Genomic DNA, 24,196 nt, shown 5'->3' with positions numbered 1-24,196 from the left:
AACTCATTCACCGGGTTCGGCGAAGAATGCGGCAACGACATCGTCCAAAAATCGTCGTCCAAGCGCCGTTGTTTGTATCTGTTCCTGATTTTTTCTTAGCAATCCGCGATCCACAAGCTCGCTGACCTTGGCGTCAATTTGTTGGGGGTTCAGGTCTGTGCGTGCCTCGAACAATGCTAGGCTAAAACCCTCGGTGAGTCGCAGAGCATTGAGCATAAACTCACCCTGACGATCAGTTTTATCGAGTATCCGTATCCCCCGGCGCTGGATACCTCCCGTGGCAAGATAGTCGTCGGGTTGTCGGGTTTTGGCATAGCGAAAAACCTGACCCTCCTCGGTGCTCAGTTTTCCGTGGGCGCCGGCACCAATTGCCATGTAGTCTCCAAAGCGCCAGTAGTTGAGATTGTGCTGACACTCCTGTCCCGGCTGCGCCCAGGCGGACACTTCGTAGCGCTGATATCCCGCCGCGCTGAGTACGCGCGCGCCCTCCTCTTCGAGACTGCCGAGAATAGACTCTGAGGGTAGTTGTGGTGGATGTGAGTAAAAGCGCGTATTCGCTTCGATGGTGAGCTGGTACCAGGAGAGATGGGGTGGTGCCAGAGAAAGAGCGTTGCCAATATCGTCGAGGCCTCGCTCGAGATTCTGTTCCGGAAGTCCGTGCATGAGGTCAATGTTGTAGCTTGCTGCGCCGGAGGTCTTGGCGGCCGCAACGGCCTGTCGCGCCATGTCGTTGTTGTGAACTCGGCCAAGCGCCTGCAGGCATCGATCATTAAAGCTTTGGATTCCCAGAGAAAACCGCGTGACCCCTGCCTGAGCGTAACCCTGGAGACGGCTTGTTTCGACACTGCCGGGATTAGCCTCCATGGTGACCTCGGCCTCTGCCGCCAGTCCGGCGCTTCGCACGGCCTCCATGATCCGGCCGATGGCCTCTACACTGAACAGGCTGGGGGTTCCGCCGCCTATAAATACGGTCTGTATCTCCCGTCGCTGGTCTCTTGTTTCTTCAAGCAGGTCCGCAATCAGTGTGTCGGTGTAGGCGGCCTCGGGGATTTTCAGAGCTTCGTGGGAGTTAAAATCACAGTAGGGGCACTTTCGCTCACACCAGGGAATGTGAATGTAGAGACCAAGCTGGGGGGCTTTCATCCCAATACGCCGAATCAGCCCTGGCCAAGGAGCGCTAGCATGTCCGCGGCGGCGAGCCCGCGATGGCTGATTGCGTTTTTCACTGCGGGCTCCAGCTCTGCTGCACTTACGTTGTGGCTGGGGACAAAGAAGAGAGGGTCGTATCCGAAGCCACCTTCGCCCCGGGGCTCCCGGAGAATAATGCCTTCCCAGCGCCCTTGAGCAATCAGAGGGACCGGGTCTTCGGGGTGCTTTAAAAGCACTAGCACGCAATGAAAGCGCGCCTGACGAGCGCCATCGGGAACATCTTTCATGGTCTTGAGCAGTTTGCTCTTGTTGGCTTCATCATCGCCGTCACTACCCTCGGCGTAGCGGGCGGAACGCACTCCCGGAGCACCCAGCAGCGCATCCACTTCCAGGCCGGAATCGTCCGCCAGCGCTGGTAGTCCCGTCTGCGCTGCAACGGCCCGCGCTTTGAGAATCGCATTCTCCACAAAGGTCAGTCCCGTCTCCTCGGCAGGGGTGACGCTGAACTGAGACTGGGGACGCAGCGTAACGGGCAGCTGTCCAAAGAGTCTTGCCAGTTCCGAGACCTTTCCTTGATTACCGCTGGCAACCACGATGTCGCCAGCAAGGCTGGATGCTTCTTGAACAGCTTCAGTCATTGATATACATCTGCTTCTTGAGCTCAAAACTGAAGGCTTCTTCTGATCCCTCGGGAGTGAAGTTAAGTTCAAAGAAACGCCATTCCCGATTGATAAACTTAAATTCACCGATGTAGTACAGCGCGGGCCCTTCACGCACTTCAATAAAATCAAAATTGACCTGCGCCTGGGTAAGGTCCCAGCTACGTCCCTGGAGGTCCATTTCCCGCGCGACGGTACTGCCGTCTTCCAGGTGCTCTCTCAGCGATAGATTGATAATGGCCCTTCGGCTTCCTCGCGCAAGGCCATACTGATCAGCCACAGCGGGTTCAATGAACGTTGTGTTTACAACGCTGTAGTGCAACTCATAGGGGCCGAATCGTTCGGAGAGTTGCGCCTGCGCTGATCCGCTAATAAGCAGGCAAAAGACCCCCAGTGGCGTTAGCCACCTGCGGAGTGCAAAGAGACGGTTGGTGATGTTCAAGGTATTCATCGTGGTCATCGGCTTATGTGGTAAATCGCGGTGGTTGCAAAAAGATTAGGCCAGCGGCGCGCCAGCGCTGTGCCGCGGTCGTCGCCGCCAATCATGTCTCGACCCAGAATACGAATGCCGCGCTGCTTACATAGCGTTTCGAAATCCCTGACCGTACAAAAATGGATATTGGGCGTGTCATACCAGCTGTAGGGCATAAATCGTGACACGGGCATGCGCCCCCGGGTTGCCAGGTGTAAACGGCTTCGCCACTGACCGAAGTTAGGAAAGGTGACTACGCATTCCCGACCCACACGCAGCATTTCTTCCAACACCTGATCCGGGAACTGCACCGCTTGTAGCGCATGCGCCATTACTACCATGTCAAAACTATGGTCGGGGAAATTTGCCAAACCACCATCGAGGTTTTGCTCAATGATGTTAAGACCTCGACCCATCGCCGCGGTAATCGCGTCGGGATCAATTTCGATGCCCATTACTCGAGCGCGGCGTTGTTCTTGAATTAAAGCCAGAAACTCGCCGTCCCCGCAGCCGAGGTCGAGCACGCTGGCGCCGGATTTTATCCAGCGTAGGATATGCGTGAGATCCTGACGCATCAGGCCTGCACCCGCTGCAGGTAAGCATCGAGCACGGCGAGATAGCGCGGAATGGGCAGCAGAAACGCATCGTGTCCCTCATCCGCTTCGATCTCGGCATAGCTCACCGGTCGTTCTGCTGCCAGCAGCGCATCGACAATCTCCCGCGAGCGCGCCGGCGAAAATCGCCAGTCTGTGGAGAAGGACAGCACCAGATAGTCACAACGCGCCTGAGCGAATGCCGCCACCGCGTCACCCCCATAGGCCGCAGCCAGATCGAACTGATCCAGCGCCCGGGTCATGAGCACATAAGTGTTGGCATCAAATACCGATGAAAACTGTTGCCCTTGGTAACGCAGATAACTCTCTATCTGAAACTGGGGGGCATCAGGGTTTGAGTCCTCTGGATTGCTGGGCTGAAGCTCCCGGCCGAATCGAGCGGCCATGGCGTCATCCGAAAGATAGGTAATATGGCCGACCATTCTCGCCAGTGCGAGGCCTTGAGTAGGTTGGGTTCCATCGCGGAGATAGTATCCCTCTGCAAAACCCGGGTCAGACATGATCGCCCGGCGGGCGATTTCATTGAAGGCGATGTTCTGGGCGCTGAGTTTCATTGCTGCGGCAATAACGATGCAGTGGCGCAGACGCTCGGGATAGCGCAGAGACCAGGCCATGGCCTGCATGCCACCTAGGCTGCCACCTACCACAGCCGCCCAGCAATTGATTCCCAAACGATCTGCCAAGCGTGCCTGAGCATCTACCCAGTCGTCGACCTGCGGTTGAGGGAAGTCCGGTCCAAATGCTTCTCCGGTCTCGGGGTTCTCGCTTGTGGGACCCGTGGAGCCATGACAACCACCGAGGTTGTTCAGGGACACGACAAAAAAGCGTCGCGTATCAATGGGTTTCCCCGGGCCGATACAGGCATCCCACCATCCGGGCTTGCGCTCATGTTCATCGTGAAAGCCCGCAGCGTGGTGATGTCCCGAGAGCGCATGACAAATGAGAATGGCGTTACTGGCGTCAGAGTTAAGCTCGCCGTAGGTCTCAAAAATCAGCTCATAGCTTGCCAGCTTGCGCCCACAGGAAAATGTGAGCGGCTCCTGGAAGTGCTCAACGCGGGGACTAACAATGCCGAGGGAGTTTTCCTGCACGGGGCATTTCCGACCTTAGATACCCATGACCAGCGCCGGGTGCAGACCCAGACCCGCTGCGAAGTTTCGCAAGGCAATTTGCACAATATTGATAATGATAAAAACCAGTATCGGTGAAAAATCCATGCCGCCCATAGACGGAAGCATACGCCTAAAGGGCGCCATCACTGGTTCTGTGATTTGAAACATGAGATACGCGGCGGGATTGGAGGTGCCCGGCGCAATCCAGCTCAGAATAATCATGCCCAGCAGCGCAAAGAAGTAAATCTTAACCAGCAGCCCGATCACGCTTACTGCAGACCACGCCAGCAGCAGGCTTACGGGGGGTAATCCGATGCCGTTGAGCAGTAGCATGGCCAGAATGCCCACTAGCTGTATCACGATCGCCAGGACAAAGGATGCAAAATCAAGCCGGCCTCGCGCGGGTATAAGGCGCCTTAGCGGAACCACGAGAGGGTTGGTTGCGCGCACCAGGAACTGGCAGATGGGATTGTAAAAATCAGCCAGAGACAGCTGCAGGACAAAGCGCATGAGCATGATCAGCAGATAGATACCCAGAACCGTTTGGATCAGGTAGATGGCGATTTCGTTAAATGCGTTCATAGTCTTCCGCTGATTGTGATTCTACTGAGGCAAGTCTTATTGCTCTCGCTTGAGGCCCTGGCGCTTCAGGACAGCTCCCGGCTTATCTCTTCGGACCGTGCATAACAATCCTGCATGGCTTTGCTCACTATCTTGTCGATGCCCGCAGCACTGAACGCCGCTACCGCGCGTTCCGTCGTGCCGTTAGGGCTGCAAACGCGGCGTCGGAGCTCCGCAGCGCTCACATCTCCTACCGCGAGCATGCGACCCGCACCGATGCAGGTTTGAGCACACAATGTACGCGCGCTCTCCTCATCCAGACCCATGCGCTGGGCTTCTGCAATCATCGCTTCCATAAACTGAAAGAAATAGGCGGGTGCTGACCCGGCAACTGCAGTAACCGCATGTAAGAGCGACTCCTCCTCAACCCATCGGATGAGGCCCACCGCCCGCATAATGTCCTCTGCTCGTTGTCTGTTGACTGCGCTCACCGATGCCCGGGCAAACAAGCCGCTGGCACCCTCGCCCAGCTGTGACGGCGTGTTGGGCATGCAGCGAACAAGCTCTGCTTTCCCGCCAAGCCACTGATGCAGGCTGTCTGCTGCGACTCCCGCGGCGACGGATACCACCAGTTGATCTTCGCGAATCACGGCGGCGAGTTCTTCGCAGACCTCGCGCATCAGTTGCGGTTTAACTGCCAGAACCACGACATCCGCGGCCTCGGCGACGCTGAGATTGCTGTGGGCCAAACGAGTGAGACCCAGTCTTCGGAGCTCCTCGAAGGGTCCCTCGCCGGGATTGCTGGCACTGATGGAGTCGGCATCAACGCCGGCTGCGATCAATCCGCCGATAATGCTGCGGGACATGTTGCCGGCACCGATAAATGCCGTGGTAAAACCGCTCACGGATTTGCCCTGGAAGCTATGAATTAAGGCGAAGCAGTATACATCCTGATCACCCGGCGCTTCATCTTTGCCGGGCACCAAAGATTGCTGTGCCAATGCGTACCAGTGTGCTGCCCGATGCGATTGCGGCTTCAAGATCCGCCGACATACCCATGGACAGGGTATCCAGCGAGGGGTGTTCTTGCTGCGCTTCTAAAAACAACGAGGCGAGAACATCGCAAGCCTGTTTTTGGGCTGCAAAATCCTCTGCGGGTGCAGGAATTGCCATCAGACCCCGCAAGCGTAGATTGGGTAGTCGCGCGCCAAGGGAGAGGAGAGAGGGTAGCTCCTGGGGAGCAACACCGGATTTGCTGTCTTCTCCGGAAACGTTTACCTGTATGCAGATGTTTAGGGGTAACCGTGACGGATCCCGCTGCTCGCTGAGTCTTCGCAGCAGCTTTTCCCGGTCAACGCTGTGAACCCAGTCAAAGTTAGCCGCAATGGCTCGTGTCTTGTTGGATTGGATGGGCCCTATGAAGTGCCAGGTAAGCTCTAAGTCCCCGCAGGCGTCGATTTTCTCGAGCGCTTCCTGAAGGTAGTTCTCACCAAAGTCTGTGAGGCCCGCGCTCGCGGCGCTGCGAACCGCTTCTGCGGGCTGGGTTTTACTCACCGCCATGACGCGAACGCTCCCGGGGGTGCGCTGGTATTTTTCCACCGCACTACTTACCTGCTGGAGCACCTTTGCTATATTGCCGGGGATAGGTTCGTTGTTCATGACGCTATGTTAGCTGAGCTAGCGTGCAGCGACATAATCGTTGAGGGCCATCTGCCATATTTGCGAAGCTGCAAATCGAAGGATGGAACCTAAAGACCAACACTTAAAGAACAACAAGGGAGTGTACGGGCGGCTTATGGATATTACGGAACTGCTGGCGTTCAGCGCCAAACAGGGAGCCTCGGATTTGCACCTATCCGCTGGCCTGCCGCCAATGATTCGTGTCGATGGCGATGTACGACGAATTAATCTGCCACCCCTTGAGCACAAGCAGGTTCATGATCTCATCTACGACATCATGAACGATAAGCAGCGGAAGGACTTTGAAGAGTTTCTGGAGACAGACTTTTCTTTCGAAGTTCCCGGTGTAGCGCGCTTCCGGGTTAATGCTTTCAATCAGAATCGCGGTGCGGGTGGTGTGTTTAGAACCATTCCTTCCAAGGTTCTTACTATGGAAGATCTGGGGATGGGTCAGGTGTTTCGGGACATCAGCATGATGCCCCGGGGTTTGGTGCTGGTAACGGGGCCCACCGGTTCAGGAAAGTCCACTACCCTCGCGGCGATGGTCGATTTCATAAACGACAACAAGTATGAGCACATTCTCACCATTGAGGATCCGATCGAATTTGTTCACGAGAGCCGCAAGTGTCTGGTGAACCAACGGGAAGTGCATCGTGACACCCTAGGCTTTGCCGAGGCCCTGCGCAGCGCTTTACGAGAAGACCCCGATATCATTCTGGTGGGCGAGATGCGTGACCTGGAGACTATTAGGCTTGCGCTCACAGCAGCGGAAACCGGACACCTCGTGTTTGGTACCCTGCATACCACGTCAGCCGCCAAAACTATTGACCGCGTAATTGACGTTTTCCCCGCTGCTGAAAAGTCCATGGTGCGTTCAATGCTGTCTGAGTCACTGCAGGCCGTGGTGTCCCAAACCCTCATGAAGCGCACTGCCGGTGGGCGTGTCGCAGCGCACGAAATCATGCGTGCGACCTCGGCGATACGCAACCTTATCCGTGAAGACAAAGTCGCGCAGATGTACTCCGCGATTCAGACCGGCCAGGCCGTGGGTATGCAGACGATGGATCAGTGTCTCAAGGAGCTGGTCGACAAGCGGATTGTTTCCCGCGATGTCGCGCGGGAGAAAGCCCGTATGCCGGAGAATTTCTAGATCACGCAGATTCCCCAAGACGCTGATCACCAAAATAGCCGAAGGAGCCTCGCTCATGCACATTGATGAACTGTTAGCCAAGATGGTAGAGGCCGATGCGTCGGACGGTTTTATCACTGCCAGAGCGGCCCCCTCCATAAAGGTCGATGGTGAAATCCACGCAATTTCCAAAGAGGGGCTTAGCGACGAACAGGTGCGAGCCCTGGTGCGGGAGACCATGTCACCTGCACAGGAGGAGGAGTTTGAGCGCCACAAAGAGTGTAATTATGCAGTGCACTCCGAGGAGCACGGACGGTTCCGGGCCAGCGCTTTTGTTCAACGGGGGCAGGATGGTCTGGTCCTTCGTCGCATAAAAGACGAAATTCCGCGCATCGGTGACTTGGGCTTACCGCCCATCGTGACCGAGCTTGCCATGGCAAAGCGTGGTTTGGTCATTTTTGTGGGAGGCACCGGTACCGGTAAGTCTACGTCGCTTGCCGCGATGGTGGGACACCGAAACCGTTATAGCCGCGGCCATATACTCTCCGTCGAAGACCCCATCGAATTTGTACATGATCATGCGGGCTGTCTGATTACTCAGCGCGAGATCGGTATTGATACCGAGACTTTTGAGATGGGCCTGCAAAACGCTTTGCGCCAGGCGCCAGATGTGATTCTCATTGGTGAGGTACGATCGGCGGAAACTATGGCGCACGCCTTAACCTTTGCTGAAACCGGGCACTTGTGTCTGTGTACCCTGCACGCCAATAACGCCAATCAGGCGATTGATCGCATATTGAGTTTCTTTCCCGTGGAGCGACACAACCAGGTACTTATGGACCTGTCTTTGAATTTGAACGCCATGGTGGCGCAGCAGTTGTTACCGCGAGCGAGCGGCGAGGGCCGTGTGCCCGTTATGGAGGTGCTGCTCAACTCGCCTCTGATAGCGGATCATATTCGCAATGGGCAGATTCATCTGGTTAAGGAGGTGATGGCCAAGTCCACCGAGCAGGGTATGCAAACGCTCGATCAATCCTTGCTTGCCAAATACTGTGACGGTGAAATCACTGCTGAGGAAGCCATACGCTGCGCGGACTCTGCAAACGAAGTGCGTCTGGGTATTAAGATGTTTGATAAGCGTCGCAGCAGCCATGCGAATGCTGTGAACCTTCAGGTCGATCGTTAGATCACTGCTGACCTAGCCAGTCCTTAAGGATCAGCTCTGCCGCGAGATCATCCACGGGGTGTTCTGTGTAATCTCCGGAGTGCCCCGCCTCTCTTTGCTGCTGTTTGACTTCAAAACTGCTTAGCCGCTCATCTACCATCTCCACTGCCACTCCCAGGCGACCCTCAAGGCGGCGGGCAAACTTTCGTGCGCGCTGGGCAAACTCACTCACGGTTCCGTCCATATTGAGGGGATCTCCGATGAGCAGTAGGTCGGGTTGCCACTCTCTACACAGCGCCGCTACCTCATCCCAATTGGGCTGACCATCACGGGCCTTGAGAATGGCAAGAGGTTGCGTTGTCCCCAGAGGGGAGTTCCCCACGGCCACGCCGATTTGGCGCAGTCCGTAGTCAAAAGCGAGCACTCGTTGAGGTGATGATGACCTTGTCACGTTAAGCGTGGCCCGCCTCTGCACTCATTAGATTCATGTCGATGCCCAATGCAGCGGCCGCTGCCGCCACCCGGTCTTCGATAGCAGTATCAAAAATAATGCTCTTCTCTGCGGGCAAGGTCAGCCAGCTGTTGTTGGCTATCTCTTCTTCGAGTTGACCCGCGGACCAGCCCGCATAACCCAGCGCGACGACAAAATCGCTGGGGCCTTCTCCCTTGGCGATAGCTTTAAGCACATCCCGGGAGGTCGTTAGCTGCACCTCTGGCGTAACTCGCAGAGAAGAGTCCCAGGTTTTTTCACCTTTTGGGTGAAGCACAAAACCGTGATCAATCTGTACCGGCCCGCCGGCAAGAATTGGCTGATCGTGGAATCTAGCCTCGCAGGTGATATCCAGATGATCGAAGATCTCCCCGAGGGACAGGTCCAGCGGCTGGTTGATCACGATGCCCATGGCACCGGCCTCGCCGTGTTCACAGATATAGGTGATGCTGCCACTGAAAAGCCCTGTGTCCAATCCCGGCATCGCCAGGAGGAAGTGATCCCGAAGGCTGTCACTGCTTGATACCTTCATATTACCTCCCCCACCGCAGTAGTATCTCGATTGCGGTGGCGTCCACTGCTGTATGCGGGGCTCTGTTGTCAGTCTACTGTTGAAGACTTACGCTGACCTTATTAGCGTAGATGGGCGTCTCCATTCTGTCTAGTTTAAGGGCATTGAGAGGAGATATACTGCGAGCAACTGCGTTTTGAACGCGGTCAATAAGCGCCGGTAGCTGATCCCTGGCCTCGGGCCGACTCTGGGTCTGCGAATTCAGCCCTAATTAATACGCAGTGACTTTTTATTCAGAGTATTCAGAGTATTCAGAGTATTCAGAGTATCTAGAGGTGTTATTTTTTTGTTTTTTATTTTAAGGCACCGCGCCTCATTTGTATTTTTCACGCTTGTTTTGCTCAGTCCCGGTGTATCCCACGCCCAAAGCGATGCCTGTCCCCCGAGACCAAACCCGGATAATGGGCAACTCTGTTCGGCAAATGACCTGGTGGTTACGGGCACGCTGATCGGTGGTCCCAGTGAGTGCACCGTGGGAGAGACGATTTCTTTGACCGCGCTTGTGGGAGTGTCTTCCACGGCAAGGTCTCGTTATGACCTTGCCATTTTTGTGGGTAACGATGGCGGTGAGGTCTTCGATGGAGCCAGTTGCGACCTGACGGCGTTCGTACCGCAAACCAGCTCAGACGTGCTGTTTAATGGAACGGATACTGCGGGTCTAGGGCCGTTTCGCGATCTGGATGGAGATGCCTGCGGAGATATCAGCAGCAGTGACGGCACCAACTACCGCTTGGTCACCCTTGACTCGGTGCTATGTGAGGACCGTGACGGTGACGGTGACGTTGACATTAGCGGGATGATTACCTGGTCGTCGAATGCTAATGCCGACGTCTGCACCGATCCTACGAATCCGTCCAGTTTTTTTCCCAGCCAGAGTTCTAAGTGTGATTACGATCCGAACCTGAACTTGCCAATTATTGTAGAGCCGTCTCCCAGTATGCAGGTCTTCAAGACAGCGGTGCCGGCAGCCCTTGCGGAGCCCGGTGGTTCTGTGGAATTCGCTGTACGGGTCGACAATTCCTCCGCAGAGACCGATCCACTCACACTCACGTCAATAGTGGATGACATTCATGGTGATTGAATGGCCGTGGAACGTGCAACGTTGGGCAGGTGCTTGCGCCAGGCGCGGCCTACGATTGTAGTTTTACTGCAACGGTAAGCGGGGTGAATGGAGACAGCGAGACGGACACGGTCACCGTCAGCGCCGTTGACGATAACGGTCAGAGTTTGAATAACTTTGCGCAGGCTACGGTGGTGATAACTGCGCCAGCATTGCCACCGCCGCCATCCCTAAGTGTAAGCAAGGCAGTTTTTCCGCGGCAAGTGAAGGAGCCGGGAGGGAGTGCCCTCTATGGACTGCGCGTCACCAACACCTCCGCCAGCGAGTCAGTGCAAGTTGATACCTTGGTTGATGACCTATACGGAGATGTCTTTTCCCTGGGCAGTTGTTCAGCCACTGCCCCCGTTGTCCTCGCGCCGGGTGAATTTATTTTGTGCGCGTTTATTGCATCGGTTCCGCCGGCAGGCTTGGCCCCCGGTGAACCTGGGGACATCGTCACCGATACCATAACGGCTACCGGGGTCGGGGTTACCAGTGGTGATCCGGTCACCGATTCAGATAGTGCGACCGTGATCATCATTGACGTACCGTCCTCTATTCAAGCCAGAAAAATAGCCTATCCCAGCGAGCGGTCCGCTCCCGGCGGCGTCTTTACCTTTGGTTTGGCTGTGCAAAACACGTCTCCCGTAGACACAGTGACTCTGGACAGTCTGGTAGACGATGTTTACGGCGATCTGGATGGCCAGGGCAGCTGTGCCGTTCCGCAAATCCTTGTACCCAGTGCTATTTACACCTGCAGTTTTACCGGGGTGTTTAACGGTGCGACCGATGATACCCAGGTGGATACTATTGCGGTTCTGGGAACCGACGACGACGGCGACCCTGTCAGCGCTTTCCCACGAGCGCAGGTAACGATTTCTTCACCTCCGGTTCCTGCTTTAGAGGTACAAAAAACCGCGTCACCCACCCACCTCCCCGCGCCCGGGGGACCGGTGATATTTTCGATCGTGGTTACCAACGCATCGAACGCTTCTACAATCACCTTGAATAGCCTGGTTGACGACCCCTATGGTGACTTGGATGGTCAGGGAACCTGCGCTACGGGCGCAGTGCTTGCACCCGGGGCGGAGTACAGCTGCAGCTTTACGACAACGGTAAGCGGTAATGAGGGCGACCAGCTTGTCGATGTAGTGACAGCGTCTGGTCAGAATGGCGCAGGCACCCCCGTGCAAGCTTCTGATACCGCAGAGGTAACCCTGCTGAACCAGAGACCGCCGAACGGGGAAAATATTGTTGTGGTCAAATCTGCGAGTCCTAATATCGTAAACGCACCGGGTGCTCCGGTGGAGTTCACCATTCAGGTGCAGAATAACTCTGTGGAAACCCTTGAGCTGACGTCGCTGGTTGATAGTGTTTTTGGCGATCTGGATGGTCAGGGCGACTGCGCAGTGGGCAGTAGCTTTGACGCACAGACGAGTTACAGCTGTAGGTTTACCGCAAATGTAAATGGGTCGGGTCCGGGACTACACATAAATACGGTGAGCGCCGAGGCCAGTGCATCCGGGGGTCCAACGCTGGAGGACTCGGATCCCGCTATTGTGTTTATACGTCGAATCGTGAGCACTGCGCAGCAAGCCGTGCCCATCCCTCTGTCATCAATACTTCTGACAGCCTTTATTCTGCTTTTGCTGGTCGTTAGGCAGCTGCGCAAGACACCTCGCTAAGGCTGGCTTAACGACGTCAGCCTCCTTAGTTCGACGTATTTTGTTCAAACTGCCAGGTTCGGACAATCTCCAGCTTGTCCGTAGTGGCTCGTAGTTCCTCGGGGAAGGGAGAATAGGGAGCTGCCAGACGTACTATGCGCATTGCGGCTTCATCCAAGACCGCATAACCCGAAGATTGAAGAATCTGAATGTCTTCCAGACTGCCGTCGCTGCGAACAGTGACGAGCATTTCCAGGCTCCCGTAGATGCCGTATCGCAAGGAAGCTTCGGGATAATATTGGTTGCCCACGTTTTCCACCCGGGCTCGCCAATCTGCCAGATAGGCTGCGTCAACCGCAGCGCGCGCTGATACGGCTGTGAGGCGTCTAACCCGGGGCTGATTGGAGTACTGCTGGCGTTGGGTGTTCAGGTCTGCCTGCAATTGGGCGAGCTTCTGTGCGAGGCGGGCCAGCTCTCTCTCTGCTTCGGGTAAGTCTTCGAGGTTTTGCTGTTCACCACTGCGATCGACGATTTTGCGGCTTGAGTTTGTGGAGGTAAGCGCGGGTGCGGCTAAGCGCTCTCTTCCGGAACTTGTTGTGGTCTGGCGCTGGGCACTTTCGGTGATGGCCTGAGGTAATGCGCTTTGTGCGCCGGATGCCCGATCCCTCAGTGCCTCACTGCCACTGCCGCGCTGATCCGCCTGGGCGATGTGATCTGCGGTAACCGGGCGCAAGCCTGGAGTTTGTACCAGCGTAACCTCGACCTGATGACGCGTGTTTTGTCCTCGCCAAACGTCAAAGCTGATTCCGAAAATCACCAGCACATGCAGCGCACTGGCAATCAGGACGGCGAGCATCAATCGGTCATTGCCATTAGCTACGGCAGCGGTCATTCCCTAGGCGCGACTCGACAGACGGTTTTCGATCGCGGTCATCAGTTGACCGGCGATGTCCGTGTCATAGGCCGCATCAATCTCTCTGATACAGGTAGGACTAGTGACATTGATTTCCGTCAGGTAATCGCCGATGACATCCAGACCCACAAAAATAAGGCCTTTTTCTACCAGTGAGGGGCCTACCTGCGCTGCGATCCAAAGGTCGCGCTCTGATAAAGGCTGGGCGCGACCCGTCCCCCCCGCGGCGAGGTTACCGCGGGTTTCACCCTTGGTGGGTAGCCTGGCAAGGCCGTAGGGTATGGGTTTGCCCTCGATCATCAAAATCCGCTTGTCCCCTTCCTTGATCTCGGGCAAAAAGCGCTGCGCCATAATCGTCTGCGTGTTGAGTTCGGTCAGCGTTTCGAGAATCACGTTCAGGTTGGGGTCGTCTTCCTTCACCCGAAAGATTGACGTACCTCCCATGCCATCCAGAGGCTTAAAAATGACGTCGCCGTGGGTTTGATGGAAGGCCTTTAGCTGAGCTGTATCGCCGCTCACTAAAACCGGCGGGCAGCACTGGGGGAACTGCGTGGCAAAGATTTTCTCGTTGCAGTCACGCAGCGAGTGACAGCGATTGACGATGAGCGTGCCCAGTCTTTCGGCGGCCTCTAAAATGTAGGTGGCATAGACATACTCGTTGTCAAAGGGCGGGTCTTTGCGCATGAGAATCACGTCGAGGTCTGCAAGGGAACGATGACTCGCCTCGCCCAGGGTGTACCACTGCTCCGGGTCCCGAAATACTTGCAGCTCTGCCATGTTTCCCAGAGGGGCGCCCTGATCCAGGGAGAGGTCACCGGGCTCCATATAAAATAACGACCAACCGCGGTCGGCGGCCGCCCAGAGCATGGCCATAGTGCTGTCTTTCTTGTAGCTGATGGCGGAGATGGGATCCATCACTACGCCTAGTTTGATGCTCATGTCGCTGTCTCGAAGATTAAAGGCTCACCCTACGAAAAGCCGTCCATGCTCGCAAGCAGGACCGCCGCAAGTATCACAATGCCAGATCACCCCAGCGCGCCTGCGCTAAGGCCAGTCCCGCAATGGGTGCTGTTTCCGTGCGAAGAATCCGTGGTCCCAGCACAAAGGGGATAAACCCCGCATTCGCCGCAGCGCTGACTTCGTCGTCGCTGAAGCCGCCCTCAGGTCCCACGAGCATTGTTACGGATGCGCTCTCTTCGGGTAGTGGAGTGCTGTCCTTGGCGGGGTGCATGATTAGGCGCAGGCCACCTTCTCGTTCTGCGGCTTTTGCGAGGCTCGCCGCATAGGAATTGCTCGTGGCGATGACGGGCAAGCGATTACGCCCACACTGCTCGCAGGCACTGATCGCAATGCGCTCCCAGTGATCGCGCTTTTTCGCCAGACGTTGCGCATCAAGGCGCACTCCTGTTCGTTCGCTAATTATTGGCCAGATTTCATTCACGCCAAGTTCCGTAGCTTTTTGCACAATGGTATCCATGCGATCGCCTCGGGACAGGGCGATAATTAGAATCGTCTCCAGCGGTGACTCTCGCAGCGGCTGGGAAACATCCTCTACATAGACCGACACAGAGTCTTTGTCGACGGCGGTAATCCGCGCATACGCTTCGCTGCCGCCCCCATCAAAGAGGCACAGAGAATCATCTACCCGCATTCGCAGGGCTTTTGCGATGTGCCGAGACGGTTCTTTTTCCAGTGAGAGACCGCAGCCCACGCTCAGCGCCTGGGCGGTGAAGAAACGTGGGCGGCGCATACTCAGAGTTTAAAGGCCAAGATTTCTGCAGATCTGCAGAGTGGGCTGAGCCTGATTCATGGTGTAAAAGTGAATACCGGGTGCGCCGCTTTCCAACAACGTCTGGCAGAGCTGCGTGACGACGTCGATGCCGAAAGCTCGAATGCTGTCCTGATCATCCGCGAATCCTTCGAGGCGCTTGCTGATCCAGCGGGGGATTTCTGCTCCGCAGTTTTGTGAAAATCGCGCCAGGTTGGCGTAGTTGGTAATGGGCATGATGCCTGCGTAAATCGGTTTATCGATACCAATAGCTGCACAGCGATCCAGGAAGTAGAAGTACGCCTCGACGTTGTAGAAGTACTGGGTTATCGCACTGTCCGCGCCGGCGTCAAACTTGCCCTTGAGATAGCGAAGGTCAGTCTCGTAGCTCTCTGCTTGAGGGTGAATCTCCGGATACGCTGCGACCTCAATGTGAAAGTGATCGCCAGTACGCTGACGAATAAACTCCACGAGTTCGTTGGCGTAGACCAAACGGGCGCCGCCTCCGGCCCCCGATGGTAAGTCACCGCGCAAAGCCACCAGTCGATTGATGCCGGCGGCTTTGTAGTCTTCCAGAAGCGCCGCGATGGTGGCTTCGTCATCGAGACCAAAGCTCAAGTGCGGTGCTACCGAGAGACCCTGTGCATTGAGGCCCTCAACGATACCCCGGGTGTTGTCTCGGGTTGAGCCCCCGGCACCATAGGTCACCGAGTAAAACTCGGGACTTATGGCCTGTAATTCCGGGGTTGTAACGTTGAGCAGCTTTTCCCGTCCCGCATCGGTTTTAGCCGGGAAGTACTCAAAGCTAATTGCCGCAGACTTGTTCATGGTTTCCTCAGTACTTGTAGTCCTGACCTTTGAATGGGCCGTCTACAGACACGTGGATGTAGTCAGCCTGCTCTTTGGTGAGCTTGGTCACCACACCGCCGAAGCCTGCCACCATGTGCGCGGCTACTTCTTCGTCGAGCTTTTTGGGCAGTACTTCTACCTTCACTGCGGATTCCTTCATGTTCGCTTCCAGATCTGCAAAGCGACGCTCGAACAGGTAGATCTGCGCCAGCACCTGGTTGGCAAAGGAGCCGTCCATGATGCGTGAGGGGTGACCCGTAGCATTACCCAGGTTCACCAGACGACCTTCGGCGAGGAGGATCAGGTGATCGTTGGCAGCCTGATCGCGATACACCTTGTGTACCTGTGGCTTGATCTCTTCCCATTGCCACTCGCGACGCATAAAGGCTGTGTCGATTTCGTTGTCGAAGTGACCGATGTTGCACACAAGGGCGGCACTCTTGAGGGCACTCAGCATGCGCGCGTTGCAAACGTTGTAGTTGCCCGTGGTGGTGACCAGAAGGTCTGTCTTCTGAAGCAGGTCGCGATCGATGCAGGCGTCGGTGCCGTCATCTACGCCGTTGATGTACGGTGATACGACTTCGTAGCCATCCATACAGGCTTGCATTGCACAGATGGGGTCAACTTCCGTGACACGGACGATCATGCCTTCCTGACGCAGAGACTGCGCAGAGCCTTTACCCACGTCACCGTAGCCAATAACCAAGGCGCGCTTGCCTGCCAGCAGGTGATCCGTCGCACGTTTGATCGCATCGTTCAGACTGTGGCGACAGCCGTACTTGTTGTCGTTCTTAGATTTGGTGACTGAATCGTTTACATTTACGCAAGGTACTTTGAGCGTACCGGCTTCGAGCATTTCGTAGAGACGATGAACACCGGTAGTGGTTTCTTCGGTAATGCCGTGGATAGTTTCCAGCATTTGTGGATACTTGTCGTGGAGGATTGCGGTAAGGTCACCGCCATCATCCAGAACCATATTAGCGTCCCAGGGCTGCCCATCCTTGAGGATGGTTTGCTCGATGCACCACTCGTACTCCTCTTCTGTCTCACCCTTCCAGGCAAAGACCGGTACGCCCGCCGCTGCGATTGCCGCTGCCGCGTGATCCTGCGTAGAAAAGATGTTGCAGGAAGACCAGCGCACTTCTGCACCCAGGTGGTTCAGGGTTTCGATCAATACGCCCGTCTGGATAGTCATGTGAATGCAACCCAGAATCTTAGCGCCAGCCAGCGGCTTGGAATCGCCGTACTGCTCGCGCAGGGCCATCAATGCCGGCATTTCGCCTTCGGCAATCTCAAGTTCCCGGCGACCCCAGTCGGCAAGACTGATGTCAGCGACGCGGTAGTCGGGCGTGTTGTCTAGCTTGGTTACGGTGCTCATGTTGTGCTCCTGATTACTTCTTTAAAAGTGTATTCGGTTGTATTGTTAATCTGGGCTGGCGCGGCAGAGTGTTTTTGGGAGCGTCAATCGCCATGGAAGGCGATTGCCGAGCCCGTCATGGAGGGTCTGCCCCTCTTTTTGGGCATGACGTCTTTTAGCGTCTCCCAAAAACACTCTGCCGCGCTAGCCGAGATCGCCATGCCACCCATTGGCGCAGCAAATGATCAAAATCTCGTATCGGCAGAATTTTTTACCTAAGTGTTAAATCGCGGCCTTCAAAGCGTCTGCCTTGTCTGTACGCTCCCAGGTAAAGTTCGGCTCATCGCGACCAAAGTGTCCGTAAGCCGCGGTTGCACGGTAGATCGGTCGCTTGAGGTCCAGCATTTCAATCAAGCCCTTGGGCCGCAGGTCGAAGTGCTCGCGAACCAGCTCCACGATGCGCATGTCATCGATCTTGCCGGTGCCAAAGCTGTTTACGGCGATAGAGGTAGGCTCAGCGACGCCGATGGCGTAAGAGACCTGGATCTCGCAGCGGTCTGCGAGTCCCGCAGCAACGATGTTCTTGGCAACGTAGCGTCCAGCGTAAGCAGCTGAGCGGTCTACTTTTGACGGGTCTTTTCCGGAGAAGGCACCGCCGCCATGGCGGGCCATGCCGCCATAGGTGTCGACGATGATCTTGCGCCCGGTAAGCCCACAATCGCCAACGGGACCGCCAATGATGAATTGGCCCGTAGGGTTGATGTGGTACTGCGTATCAGCGTGAAGCCACTCAGCGGGCAACACGTCTTTAACGATCATTTCCATAACCGCTTCGCGAATGTCTGCCTGGGATACTTCGGCATCGTGTTGCGTGGAGAGCACCACAGCGTCTACGGCAACAGGCTTGCCGTTGTCGTAGCGCAGCGTGACCTGGCTCTTGGCGTCGGGGCGCAGCCAGGACAGGCTGCCGTCTTTCCGCAGTTGTGCCTGACGCTCCACCAAACGGTGTGAGTAGTAAATCGGCGCGGGCATGAGTACGTCAGTTTCATTACTTGCGTAGCCAAACATCAGGCCCTGATCGCCAGCGCCCTGCTCTTTGCTCTCACCTTCGTCAACGCCCATGGCAATGTCATGGGACTGCTTGCCGATGGCATTGAGTACCGCACAGGATGCGCCATCAAAGCCGACTTCAGAGCTGTTGTAGCCAATGTCCAAAACTACGTCGCGAACGATCTCTTCAAGGTCTACGTACGTGCTGGTGGTGACTTCCCCGGCGACGACAACCATGCCAGTCTTGACCATCGTTTCTACAGCGACCCGTGCATCACGATCATCACTCAGAATGTGGTCCAGAACTGCATCCGAGATCTGGTCGGCCATTTTGTCCGGATGGCCTTCGGAGACTGACTCCGAGGTGAAGATGCCGTATTCGCTCATGTTTGTTCCTTATATCAATCTAAGATGTAATTTTTGCTGCACCGAAGAGGTGTAGCTGAAGCTTGAATCCGTTTCTTTGGCCGAGATAGCTGCTGGTCAGTTCTGTCAGACCTGCTGCTGCGGCCCAGTCCTGAATCAACTCTGGCGCAAAACCCAGCCAGAGGTCACCGCAGTTTTCCCGCGTCCATCCCTGCCGGTGTTCGCAGAGCTCGGTAACTAGCAGTGCGCCTCCTGGTGCCAGTGCAGCGGCGGCCTCCTGCAGGGTCGCGGCCGGATCCGGCGTGTGATGAAGCACCATATTGATGACCACTAAATTCGCTTGGAGGGACTTCAGACCTACATGACGGGTGTCACCAAGGAGAAACTCAACATTGCCAAGCCTGGCCGCCGCTTTGCGTGCGCTCTCCAGCATGGCTGGCGCGTTGTCCAGCGCGATGACGCGGGCAAATTGCTGACTCAGCCTGGGTAGCAGCCAACCTTCTCCCGGTCCGACTTCCAACGCGGTGTTGAATTCCGAGATGGGAAGCGCATCCAACAGGTTGTCGACGGCGCCTGCGTAACGCTCGGGCGCGGCAATGAGATCCTGTTGTTCGCGAAAGCGCGAAGCATTAACGGTAAAAAAGTCCAAAGAGTTCTTTTCGCGATTTCGCTGCAGCTCCTCGCGACGGGACTCCTCCTCATCGTCCAGCGCCACGGTGTCTGCAGCGTTGAGCAGAGCCTGCTGCAGCGCTGCAAAGGGTTCATCGCCAGCGAACTCGCGGCGTCGATAGAAAATATGGTTGCCATCGCGCTGGCTGCAAAGAAGCCCCGCCGCACTCATCAATTTGAGGTGGTGACTCAACGCGGGCTGACGGACATCCAGCACCGCGCAAAGCTCTGAAACATCCATTGCGTCATGCTTAAGCACCCGCAAAATGCGCAAACGCAGAGCATCAGCGGCCGCTTTACACAGGCTGGCGAGTGCATTGTCAGCTTTGGGCGTTTCGGCCAAAGCCAGGTGATGGGAGGCGACGGAGTTCATTAGGGCGCGGAGTTTAGCAGCAAATCAATCTATATCAAGGAATTTTGATATAGATTTTCGAAGACCGTGAGAAGTGCCTAACGGTGTATGTTTACCCCCAGCCCCGCTTGCCCGATAATGCGCGCCCCGCGTTTAGTCCTCAGGAAGCAGCATGACCAGCCAAACAGATTTAGCGAACGCCATCCGCGCCCTTTCCATGGATGCCGTCCAGCAGGCCAATAGCGGCCACCCCGGTGCGCCCATGGGCATGGCGGATATCGCTGAGGTACTCTGGAATGGATTTTTGCGTCACAACCCGCAGAACCCTGACTGGCCTAACCGCGATCGCTTTGTGCTCTCTAACGGGCACGGCTCCATGCTCATTTACTCCCTGCTGCACTTGACCGGCTACGATCTGCCCATGGAAGAGCTGAAAAACTTCCGTCAGTTACATAGCAAGACCCCAGGTCACCCCGAATACGGTTACGCACCGGGCATTGAGACCACAACGGGTCCACTGGGACAGGGCATCAGTAATGCCGTGGGCATGGCTATCGCCGAGAAAGCCCTGGCCGCGCAGTTTAATCGTGGCGATCATGAGATTATCGATCATTTTACCTACGCGTTCGTGGGAGATGGCTGCTTGATGGAGGGCATTTCTCACGAAGTGTGCTCTCTCGCCGGCACGCTGGGACTTGGAAAACTGATCGCGTACTACGACGACAACGGCATCTCCATTGATGGTGAGGTTGATGCCTGGTTCAGCGATGACACGCCAAAGCGATTTGAGGCTTACGGTTGGCAAGTTATTGCCGGTGTCGATGGCCATGATCCTGCGGCAATCAAGGCTGCGACTGAGGCCGCGCAAGCAGATAGTTCCAGACCGACACTTATATGTTGCCGGACGGTAATCGGCAAGGGTTCTCCCAATAAGCAGGGCACGGCCTCCACCCACGGAGCGCCCCTGGGTGCAGACGAAATCGCTGCAACCCGCGCGGCTATTGGCTGGGAGCACGAGGCATTCACCATCCCGGAAGATATCTACGCAGCCTGGGACGGCAAGGATGCCGGCGCTCAGCTTGAGGCGGAGTGGAATGCTGCGATGGATAGTTATCGTGAGGCGCACCCCGAATTAGCGGCAGAACTTGTTCGGCGCCTGTCCGGGGAGCTGCCCGCAGACTTTTCAGCGCAGGCTCAGGCGTATGTGGAGCAATGCCAGGCGGCCGGCGAGACCATCGCCTCCAGAAAGGCCTCTCAAAATGCCATTAATGCCCTCGGCCCTATGCTCCCTGAGTTCATGGGCGGGTCCGCAGACTTGGCGGGTTCCAATTTGACTCTTTGGTCTGGCTCGCAGGCCGTGAGTGCTGACGATGCGGCAGGTAACTACATTTATTACGGTGTGCGCGAATTTGGTATGTCAGCGATCATGAATGGTATCGCGCTGCACGGTGGCTTTATCCCCTACGGCGCGACTTTCCTGATCTTTATGGAATACGCACGCAACGCAGTGCGTATGGCGGCACTTATGCGCCAGCGCTGTATTTTTGTTTACACCCATGACTCTATCGGTCTTGGCGAAGACGGCCCGACCCACCAACCTGTAGAGCAACTGACGGCACTGCGCGCGACTCCCGGCCTGCAAACCTGGCGTCCCTGTGACGCAGTGGAATCGGCCGTGAGCTGGAAGACAGCCGTGGAGCGTGATGACGGTCCCAGCGCCTTGGTTTTCTCGCGTCAGGGCTTGCCGCATCAGGACCGGGACGCTGAGCAGCTGGCGAATGTGGCAAAAGGCGGCTACGTGCTTCGCGACTGCGACGGCGCTCCCGATGCAATCATCATCGCCACAGGTTCCGAGGTAAGCCTGGCTATGGAGGCTGCGGAGTCTCTCGCTGATCGGGCTATTCGAGTGGTTTCTATGCCCTGCCCCGAGGTTTTTGAGCAGCAGGACGCGGGCTACCGCGAGTCCGTACTACCCAGTGATTGTTTGGCACGCGTGGCCGTGGAGGCAGCCCATGTGGATTACTGGCATAAGTATGTGGGCCTGGATGGACGCATTGTGGGCATGAGCACCTTTGGCGAATCTGCGCCGGCTAAGGAGCTTTTTGAGCAGTTCGGGTTTACCGTCGACAACGTTACGGCGGTGGTTACCGAGGTTCTGGAGTCCATCTAAAGCCATGCTGAGAGTCGCCATCAATGGCTACGGGAGGATTGGCCGCACCTTGTTAAGAGCGTTGCAGGAGAGTCCTCATCGAGATGCGGTACAGGTGGTGGCGATCAACGAACTGGCGGATGCGCCCACCGTTGCGCACCTAACTCGCTATGACTCTACCCATGGACGCTTTCCCGGAACGGTGGAGTTGCTGGAAGACCGCCTGCGGATCAATGGCCAGGAAAAGATACTCCTTCGCGAGGAAGACGTCGGCAAGTTGGATTGGTCCTCTATCGGCGTTGATATGTTGTTGGAGTGTTCGGGAGCGTTCTCGGACCGGATAACCGCAGAGCAGCATCTGCGCGCCGGTGTAGAACGCGTGTTGTTTTCGCAACCGGCGGAGCCCGATGTTGATGCCACGGTAGTGTATGGCGTCAATCACGAGAGCCTGAGTGCAGCGCACCGTGTTGTCTCCGCGGCCTCGTGCACCACGAACGGCATCGTGCCTGTCATCGCTGCTCTGGATGCGGCGTTCGGTATTGAGTACGGCACTATCACCACGATTCACTCGGCGATGAATGACCAGCCGGTATTGGATGCTTATCACAACACGGATCTTCGCAAGACCCGCGCCGCAGGACAGTCCATTATTCCTGTGGACACGGGTCTGGCACTTGGCGTGGAGCGGATCCTTCCCGCACTGGCGGGACGATTTACCGCCCAGGCGCTGCGCGTGCCCACACTGAATGTGTCAGCTATGGACCTCACGCTGGTCACGGAACGTGACGTCAGTGTCGAGGACGTCAATCGCGCACTGTCGGCGGCCGCCGCGACGGGTTTTAAGGGCGTCCTTGGTTACACTGAAGAGCCCCTCGCCTCCTGTGATTTTAACCGCGATAGTCGTTCCAGTATTATCGATGCCTGCCAAACGCGGGTCAGTGGAACACGTCTGGTTAAAGTCCTGACCTGGTTCGACAACGAATGGGGCTACGCCAATAGAATGCTGGATGTAGCGCGTTACTGGTCCGATCTTACTGCCAAGGAGGCAAGCGCATGAGCTTAAAAGTGCAGCGTATGGACGAGCTTTCACTCGCGGGGCGACGGGTGCTCATTCGTGAAGATCTCAATGTCCCCATAAAGGACGGCGCGGTGACTTCTGATGCGCGAATTCGCGCGGCGCTACCGACGATTCGACAGGCGTTGGATGCCGGTGCCCAGGTAATGCTGATGTCGCACCTTGGCCGGCCTGTAGAAGGAGAGTTTGATGTGCAGTTCTCCCTGGAGCCTGTAGCCACGCATTTGAGTGCCTTACTCAATTTGCCGGTGCGACTCGTGAAGGATTGGCAGGACGGTGTCGACGTTTCGGACGGTGAAGTCGTCCTTCTCGAAAACGTGCGTTTTAACCCGGGTGAAAAGAAAAACAACGATGATTTAGCCAAAGCTTATGCCGCGCTCTGTGATGTCTTTGTGATGGACGCCTTTGGCACCGCGCATCGCGCCCAGGCATCGACTCACGGGGTTGCGCGCTTTGCCCCGCAGGCTTGTGCCGGTCCGCTGTTGGCTGGCGAGCTGGAGGCGCTGGATAAGGCCCTCGCGAACCCGGCTAGACCTATGGTCGCCATTGTTGGAGGGTCAAAAGTGTCGACCAAGCTTGAGGTGCTCGACGCTTTGTCCGAGAAAGTGGACCAGCTGATTGTGGGTGGCGGCATTGCGAATACCTTTCTTGCTGCAGCGGGACACCCTGTGGGTAAGTCCCTTTGCGAGCACGAGCTATTGGATGAAGCCCGACGGATCGGGGCCAAAACACATATACCGCTGCCCACCGATGTGGTGACTGGCAGTGAGTTTGTGGAAGATGCGCCGGCAAGGACGTGCTCGGTAGATGCCGTGGGCGACGGCGAGATGATTCTGGATATCGGGCCAGAGTCGGCTGCGGCGATGGCGACTTTGTTGCAAGACGCAGGAACGATTCTCTGGAATGGTCCTGTCGGGGTTTTTGAGTTTGACAGTTTCGCCAGGGGCACGGAGATTTTGGCCAAAGCAATTGCGGACAGCGTCGCATTTTCCCTGGCTGGCGGCGGCGATACCCTCGCAGCGATTGACAAGTTTGCCATTGCCGATAAGGTCTCTTACATATCCACGGGTGGCGGCGCCTTTCTCGAGTATGTCGAGGGCAAAGTGCTGCCGGCGGTGGCGGTCCTTGAGGAGCGAGCGCTCGAGCAATGAGCCTCTTCGGCCCCCAAGGGCAGCGCCCATCGCCCAACCCCATCGTTTTGATTATTCAGGGAGAGCACACATGGCTTTGATCAGCCTGCGCCAACTGCTGGACCATGCAGCAGAACATGATTACGGAGTTCC

Annotated in this window: 25 protein-coding genes; 8 read left to right on the top strand and 17 right to left on the bottom strand. The window is 56.4% G+C overall.

What is annotated here, in order from left to right:
• Nucleotides 1-3: 3 nt before the first annotated feature.
• From hemW to ACTG39_RS05110, 8 genes are all read right to left on the bottom strand, one after another.
• The gene (gene hemW, locus ACTG39_RS05145) at nt 4-1,143 is read right to left on the bottom strand and encodes a radical SAM family heme chaperone HemW (RefSeq protein ID WP_439106469.1); all 1,140 of its coding nucleotides are present in this window, start codon (nt 1,141-1,143) and stop codon (nt 4-6) included.
• Between the two features lie 14 nt (nt 1,144-1,157).
• Complete coding sequence (gene rdgB, locus ACTG39_RS05140; protein ID WP_439106468.1) at nt 1,158-1,787, bottom strand: RdgB/HAM1 family non-canonical purine NTP pyrophosphatase; 630 nt, start codon at nt 1,785-1,787, stop codon at nt 1,158-1,160.
• The gene (locus ACTG39_RS05135) at nt 1,780-2,259 is read right to left on the bottom strand and encodes a DUF4426 domain-containing protein (RefSeq protein WP_439106467.1); all 480 of its coding nucleotides are present in this window, start codon (nt 2,257-2,259) and stop codon (nt 1,780-1,782) included. Before ACTG39_RS05135 ends, rdgB begins: the two co-directional genes overlap by 8 nt.
• 5 nt (nt 2,260-2,264) lie before the next feature.
• A complete protein-coding gene (gene metW, locus ACTG39_RS05130; protein ID WP_439106466.1) occupies nt 2,265-2,855 on the bottom strand; it encodes a methionine biosynthesis protein MetW in 591 nt (196 codons plus the stop codon).
• Nucleotides 2,855-3,985, bottom strand: a complete 1,131-nt coding sequence (gene metX, locus ACTG39_RS05125; RefSeq protein WP_439106465.1) for a homoserine O-succinyltransferase MetX — start codon at nt 3,983-3,985, stop codon at nt 2,855-2,857. Before metX ends, metW begins: the two co-directional genes overlap by 1 nt.
• Nucleotides 3,986-4,000: 15 nt before the next feature.
• Complete coding sequence (locus ACTG39_RS05120; RefSeq protein ID WP_439106464.1) at nt 4,001-4,588, bottom strand: YggT family protein; 588 nt, start codon at nt 4,586-4,588, stop codon at nt 4,001-4,003.
• Between the two features lie 65 nt (nt 4,589-4,653).
• Nucleotides 4,654-5,550, bottom strand: coding sequence for a pyrroline-5-carboxylate reductase (gene proC, locus ACTG39_RS05115; protein ID WP_439106463.1), 897 nt, complete (start codon nt 5,548-5,550; stop codon nt 4,654-4,656).
• Entirely contained in the window at nt 5,534-6,226 is a 693-nt protein-coding gene (locus tag ACTG39_RS05110; protein ID WP_439106462.1) for a YggS family pyridoxal phosphate-dependent enzyme, read from the bottom strand. Before ACTG39_RS05110 ends, proC begins: the two co-directional genes overlap by 17 nt.
• Before the next feature lie 136 nt (nt 6,227-6,362).
• Between ACTG39_RS05110 and ACTG39_RS05105 the strand changes: the two genes are divergently transcribed.
• Both ACTG39_RS05105 and ACTG39_RS05100 read left to right on the top strand, forming a co-directional pair.
• Nucleotides 6,363-7,397 (top strand): type IV pilus twitching motility protein PilT, encoded by a 1,035-nt coding sequence (locus ACTG39_RS05105; RefSeq protein ID WP_439106461.1) that lies wholly within the window; start codon nt 6,363-6,365, stop codon nt 7,395-7,397.
• Between the two features lie 55 nt (nt 7,398-7,452).
• Nucleotides 7,453-8,562 carry a PilT/PilU family type 4a pilus ATPase gene (locus ACTG39_RS05100; protein ID WP_439106460.1) on the top strand — a complete coding sequence of 370 codons (1,110 nt, stop codon included), beginning with the start codon at nt 7,453-7,455 and terminating at the stop codon, nt 8,560-8,562.
• A 1-nt stretch (nt 8,563) separates the two neighbouring features.
• On the opposite strand, the gene ruvX is transcribed toward ACTG39_RS05100, so the two are convergent.
• Both ruvX and ACTG39_RS05090 read right to left on the bottom strand, forming a co-directional pair.
• Nucleotides 8,564-8,992 (bottom strand): Holliday junction resolvase RuvX, encoded by a 429-nt coding sequence (gene ruvX, locus ACTG39_RS05095; protein ID WP_439106459.1) that lies wholly within the window; start codon nt 8,990-8,992, stop codon nt 8,564-8,566.
• 1 nt (nt 8,993) lies between these two features.
• Nucleotides 8,994-9,563, bottom strand: a complete 570-nt coding sequence (locus ACTG39_RS05090) for a YqgE/AlgH family protein (RefSeq protein WP_439106458.1) — start codon at nt 9,561-9,563, stop codon at nt 8,994-8,996.
• A 325-nt stretch (nt 9,564-9,888) separates the two neighbouring features.
• Between ACTG39_RS05090 and ACTG39_RS05085 the strand changes: the two genes are divergently transcribed.
• Together ACTG39_RS05085 and ACTG39_RS05080 are read left to right on the top strand one after the other, a co-directional pair.
• Entirely contained in the window at nt 9,889-10,683 is a 795-nt protein-coding gene (locus ACTG39_RS05085) for a hypothetical protein (RefSeq protein WP_439106457.1), read from the top strand.
• Between the two features lie 83 nt (nt 10,684-10,766).
• Nucleotides 10,767-12,386 (top strand): DUF7507 domain-containing protein, encoded by a 1,620-nt coding sequence (locus ACTG39_RS05080; protein ID WP_439106456.1) that lies wholly within the window; start codon nt 10,767-10,769, stop codon nt 12,384-12,386.
• A gap of 25 nt (nt 12,387-12,411) precedes the next feature.
• Here ACTG39_RS05080 and ACTG39_RS05075 read toward each other — a convergent pair whose 3' ends face one another.
• From ACTG39_RS05075 to ahcY, 5 genes are all read right to left on the bottom strand, one after another.
• Complete coding sequence (locus ACTG39_RS05075; RefSeq protein WP_439106455.1) at nt 12,412-13,257, bottom strand: TonB family protein; 846 nt, start codon at nt 13,255-13,257, stop codon at nt 12,412-12,414.
• Between the two features lie 3 nt (nt 13,258-13,260).
• Nucleotides 13,261-14,217, bottom strand: coding sequence for a glutathione synthase (gene gshB / locus ACTG39_RS05070; protein ID WP_439106454.1), 957 nt, complete (start codon nt 14,215-14,217; stop codon nt 13,261-13,263).
• Between the two features lie 73 nt (nt 14,218-14,290).
• Entirely contained in the window at nt 14,291-15,028 is a 738-nt protein-coding gene (locus ACTG39_RS05065) for a 16S rRNA (uracil(1498)-N(3))-methyltransferase (RefSeq protein WP_439106453.1), read from the bottom strand.
• 9 nt (nt 15,029-15,037) lie between these two features.
• The gene (metF, locus tag ACTG39_RS05060; protein WP_439106452.1) at nt 15,038-15,874 is read right to left on the bottom strand and encodes a methylenetetrahydrofolate reductase [NAD(P)H]; all 837 of its coding nucleotides are present in this window, start codon (nt 15,872-15,874) and stop codon (nt 15,038-15,040) included.
• Nucleotides 15,875-15,881: 7 nt separating this feature from the next.
• A complete protein-coding gene (gene ahcY, locus ACTG39_RS05055) occupies nt 15,882-17,273 on the bottom strand; it encodes an adenosylhomocysteinase (RefSeq protein ID WP_439106451.1) in 1,392 nt (463 codons plus the stop codon).
• Between the two features lie 3 nt (nt 17,274-17,276).
• Between ahcY and ACTG39_RS05050 the strand changes: the two genes are divergently transcribed.
• Complete coding sequence (locus ACTG39_RS05050; protein WP_439106450.1) at nt 17,277-17,531, top strand: hypothetical protein; 255 nt, start codon at nt 17,277-17,279, stop codon at nt 17,529-17,531.
• A 3-nt stretch (nt 17,532-17,534) separates the two neighbouring features.
• Here the strand turns inward: ACTG39_RS05050 and metK are convergent, their stop codons facing one another.
• Nucleotides 17,535-18,689: a methionine adenosyltransferase gene (metK, locus tag ACTG39_RS05045; protein WP_439106449.1), complete on the bottom strand. Its 1,155-nt coding sequence runs from the start codon at nt 18,687-18,689 to the stop codon at nt 17,535-17,537.
• Nucleotides 18,690-18,708: 19 nt separating this feature from the next.
• Nucleotides 18,709-19,710 carry an ArsR/SmtB family transcription factor gene (locus ACTG39_RS05040; protein ID WP_439106448.1) on the bottom strand — a complete coding sequence of 334 codons (1,002 nt, stop codon included), beginning with the start codon at nt 19,708-19,710 and terminating at the stop codon, nt 18,709-18,711.
• Between the two features lie 151 nt (nt 19,711-19,861).
• Between ACTG39_RS05040 and tkt the strand changes: the two genes are divergently transcribed.
• Genes tkt through ACTG39_RS05025 form a run of 3 tightly spaced genes read left to right on the top strand, consistent with a single transcriptional unit; the run spans nt 19,862 to nt 24,064 of the window.
• Nucleotides 19,862-21,859 carry a transketolase gene (gene tkt / locus ACTG39_RS05035; RefSeq protein ID WP_439106447.1) on the top strand — a complete coding sequence of 666 codons (1,998 nt, stop codon included), beginning with the start codon at nt 19,862-19,864 and terminating at the stop codon, nt 21,857-21,859.
• Nucleotides 21,860-21,863: 4 nt separating this feature from the next.
• A complete protein-coding gene (gap, locus tag ACTG39_RS05030) occupies nt 21,864-22,895 on the top strand; it encodes a type I glyceraldehyde-3-phosphate dehydrogenase (protein WP_439106446.1) in 1,032 nt (343 codons plus the stop codon).
• On the top strand, nt 22,892-24,064 hold the full coding sequence (locus tag ACTG39_RS05025; protein ID WP_439106445.1) for a phosphoglycerate kinase: 1,173 nt from the start codon (nt 22,892-22,894) through the stop codon (nt 24,062-24,064). The genes gap and ACTG39_RS05025 overlap by 4 nt, the downstream gene beginning before the upstream one ends.
• Nucleotides 24,065-24,196: the final 132 nt, after the last annotated feature.

Origin of the sequence: Congregibacter sp., from assembly GCF_965662665.1 — a bacterium.
Lineage (GTDB): Bacteria > Pseudomonadota > Gammaproteobacteria > Pseudomonadales > Halieaceae > Congregibacter.
The sequence above is the reverse complement of the archived record's forward strand: the minus strand, read 5'-3'. Positions and strand labels throughout refer to the sequence as shown.

Bases quoted from the DNA above. Each gene is read 5' to 3' on its own strand.
- hemW (WP_439106469.1), bottom strand. From the start codon at position 1,143: ATGAAAGCCCCCCAGCTTGGTCTCTACATTCACATTCCCTGGTGTGAG.
- rdgB (WP_439106468.1), bottom strand. From the start codon at position 1,787: ATGACTGAAGCTGTTCAAGAAGCATCCAGCCTTGCTGGCGACATCGTG.
- ACTG39_RS05135 (WP_439106467.1), bottom strand. From the start codon at position 2,259: ATGAATACCTTGAACATCACCAACCGTCTCTTTGCACTCCGCAGGTGG.
- metW (WP_439106466.1), bottom strand. From the start codon at position 2,855: ATGCGTCAGGATCTCACGCATATCCTACGCTGGATAAAATCCGGCGCC.
- ACTG39_RS05120 (WP_439106464.1), bottom strand. From the start codon at position 4,588: ATGAACGCATTTAACGAAATCGCCATCTACCTGATCCAAACGGTTCTG.
- ACTG39_RS05110 (WP_439106462.1), bottom strand. From the start codon at position 6,226: ATGAACAACGAACCTATCCCCGGCAATATAGCAAAGGTGCTCCAGCAG.
- ACTG39_RS05105 (WP_439106461.1), top strand. From the start codon at position 6,363: ATGGATATTACGGAACTGCTGGCGTTCAGCGCCAAACAGGGAGCCTCG.
- ACTG39_RS05100 (WP_439106460.1), top strand. From the start codon at position 7,453: ATGCACATTGATGAACTGTTAGCCAAGATGGTAGAGGCCGATGCGTCG.
- ACTG39_RS05090 (WP_439106458.1), bottom strand. From the start codon at position 9,563: ATGAAGGTATCAAGCAGTGACAGCCTTCGGGATCACTTCCTCCTGGCG.
- ACTG39_RS05075 (WP_439106455.1), bottom strand. From the start codon at position 13,257: ATGACCGCTGCCGTAGCTAATGGCAATGACCGATTGATGCTCGCCGTC.
- gshB (WP_439106454.1), bottom strand. From the start codon at position 14,217: ATGAGCATCAAACTAGGCGTAGTGATGGATCCCATCTCCGCCATCAGC.
- ACTG39_RS05065 (WP_439106453.1), bottom strand. From the start codon at position 15,028: ATGCGCCGCCCACGTTTCTTCACCGCCCAGGCGCTGAGCGTGGGCTGC.
- metF (WP_439106452.1), bottom strand. From the start codon at position 15,874: ATGAACAAGTCTGCGGCAATTAGCTTTGAGTACTTCCCGGCTAAAACC.
- ahcY (WP_439106451.1), bottom strand. From the start codon at position 17,273: ATGAGCACCGTAACCAAGCTAGACAACACGCCCGACTACCGCGTCGCT.
- metK (WP_439106449.1), bottom strand. From the start codon at position 18,689: ATGAGCGAATACGGCATCTTCACCTCGGAGTCAGTCTCCGAAGGCCAT.
- ACTG39_RS05040 (WP_439106448.1), bottom strand. From the start codon at position 19,710: ATGAACTCCGTCGCCTCCCATCACCTGGCTTTGGCCGAAACGCCCAAA.
- tkt (WP_439106447.1), top strand. From the start codon at position 19,862: ATGACCAGCCAAACAGATTTAGCGAACGCCATCCGCGCCCTTTCCATG.
- gap (WP_439106446.1), top strand. From the start codon at position 21,864: ATGCTGAGAGTCGCCATCAATGGCTACGGGAGGATTGGCCGCACCTTG.
- ACTG39_RS05025 (WP_439106445.1), top strand. From the start codon at position 22,892: ATGAGCTTAAAAGTGCAGCGTATGGACGAGCTTTCACTCGCGGGGCGA.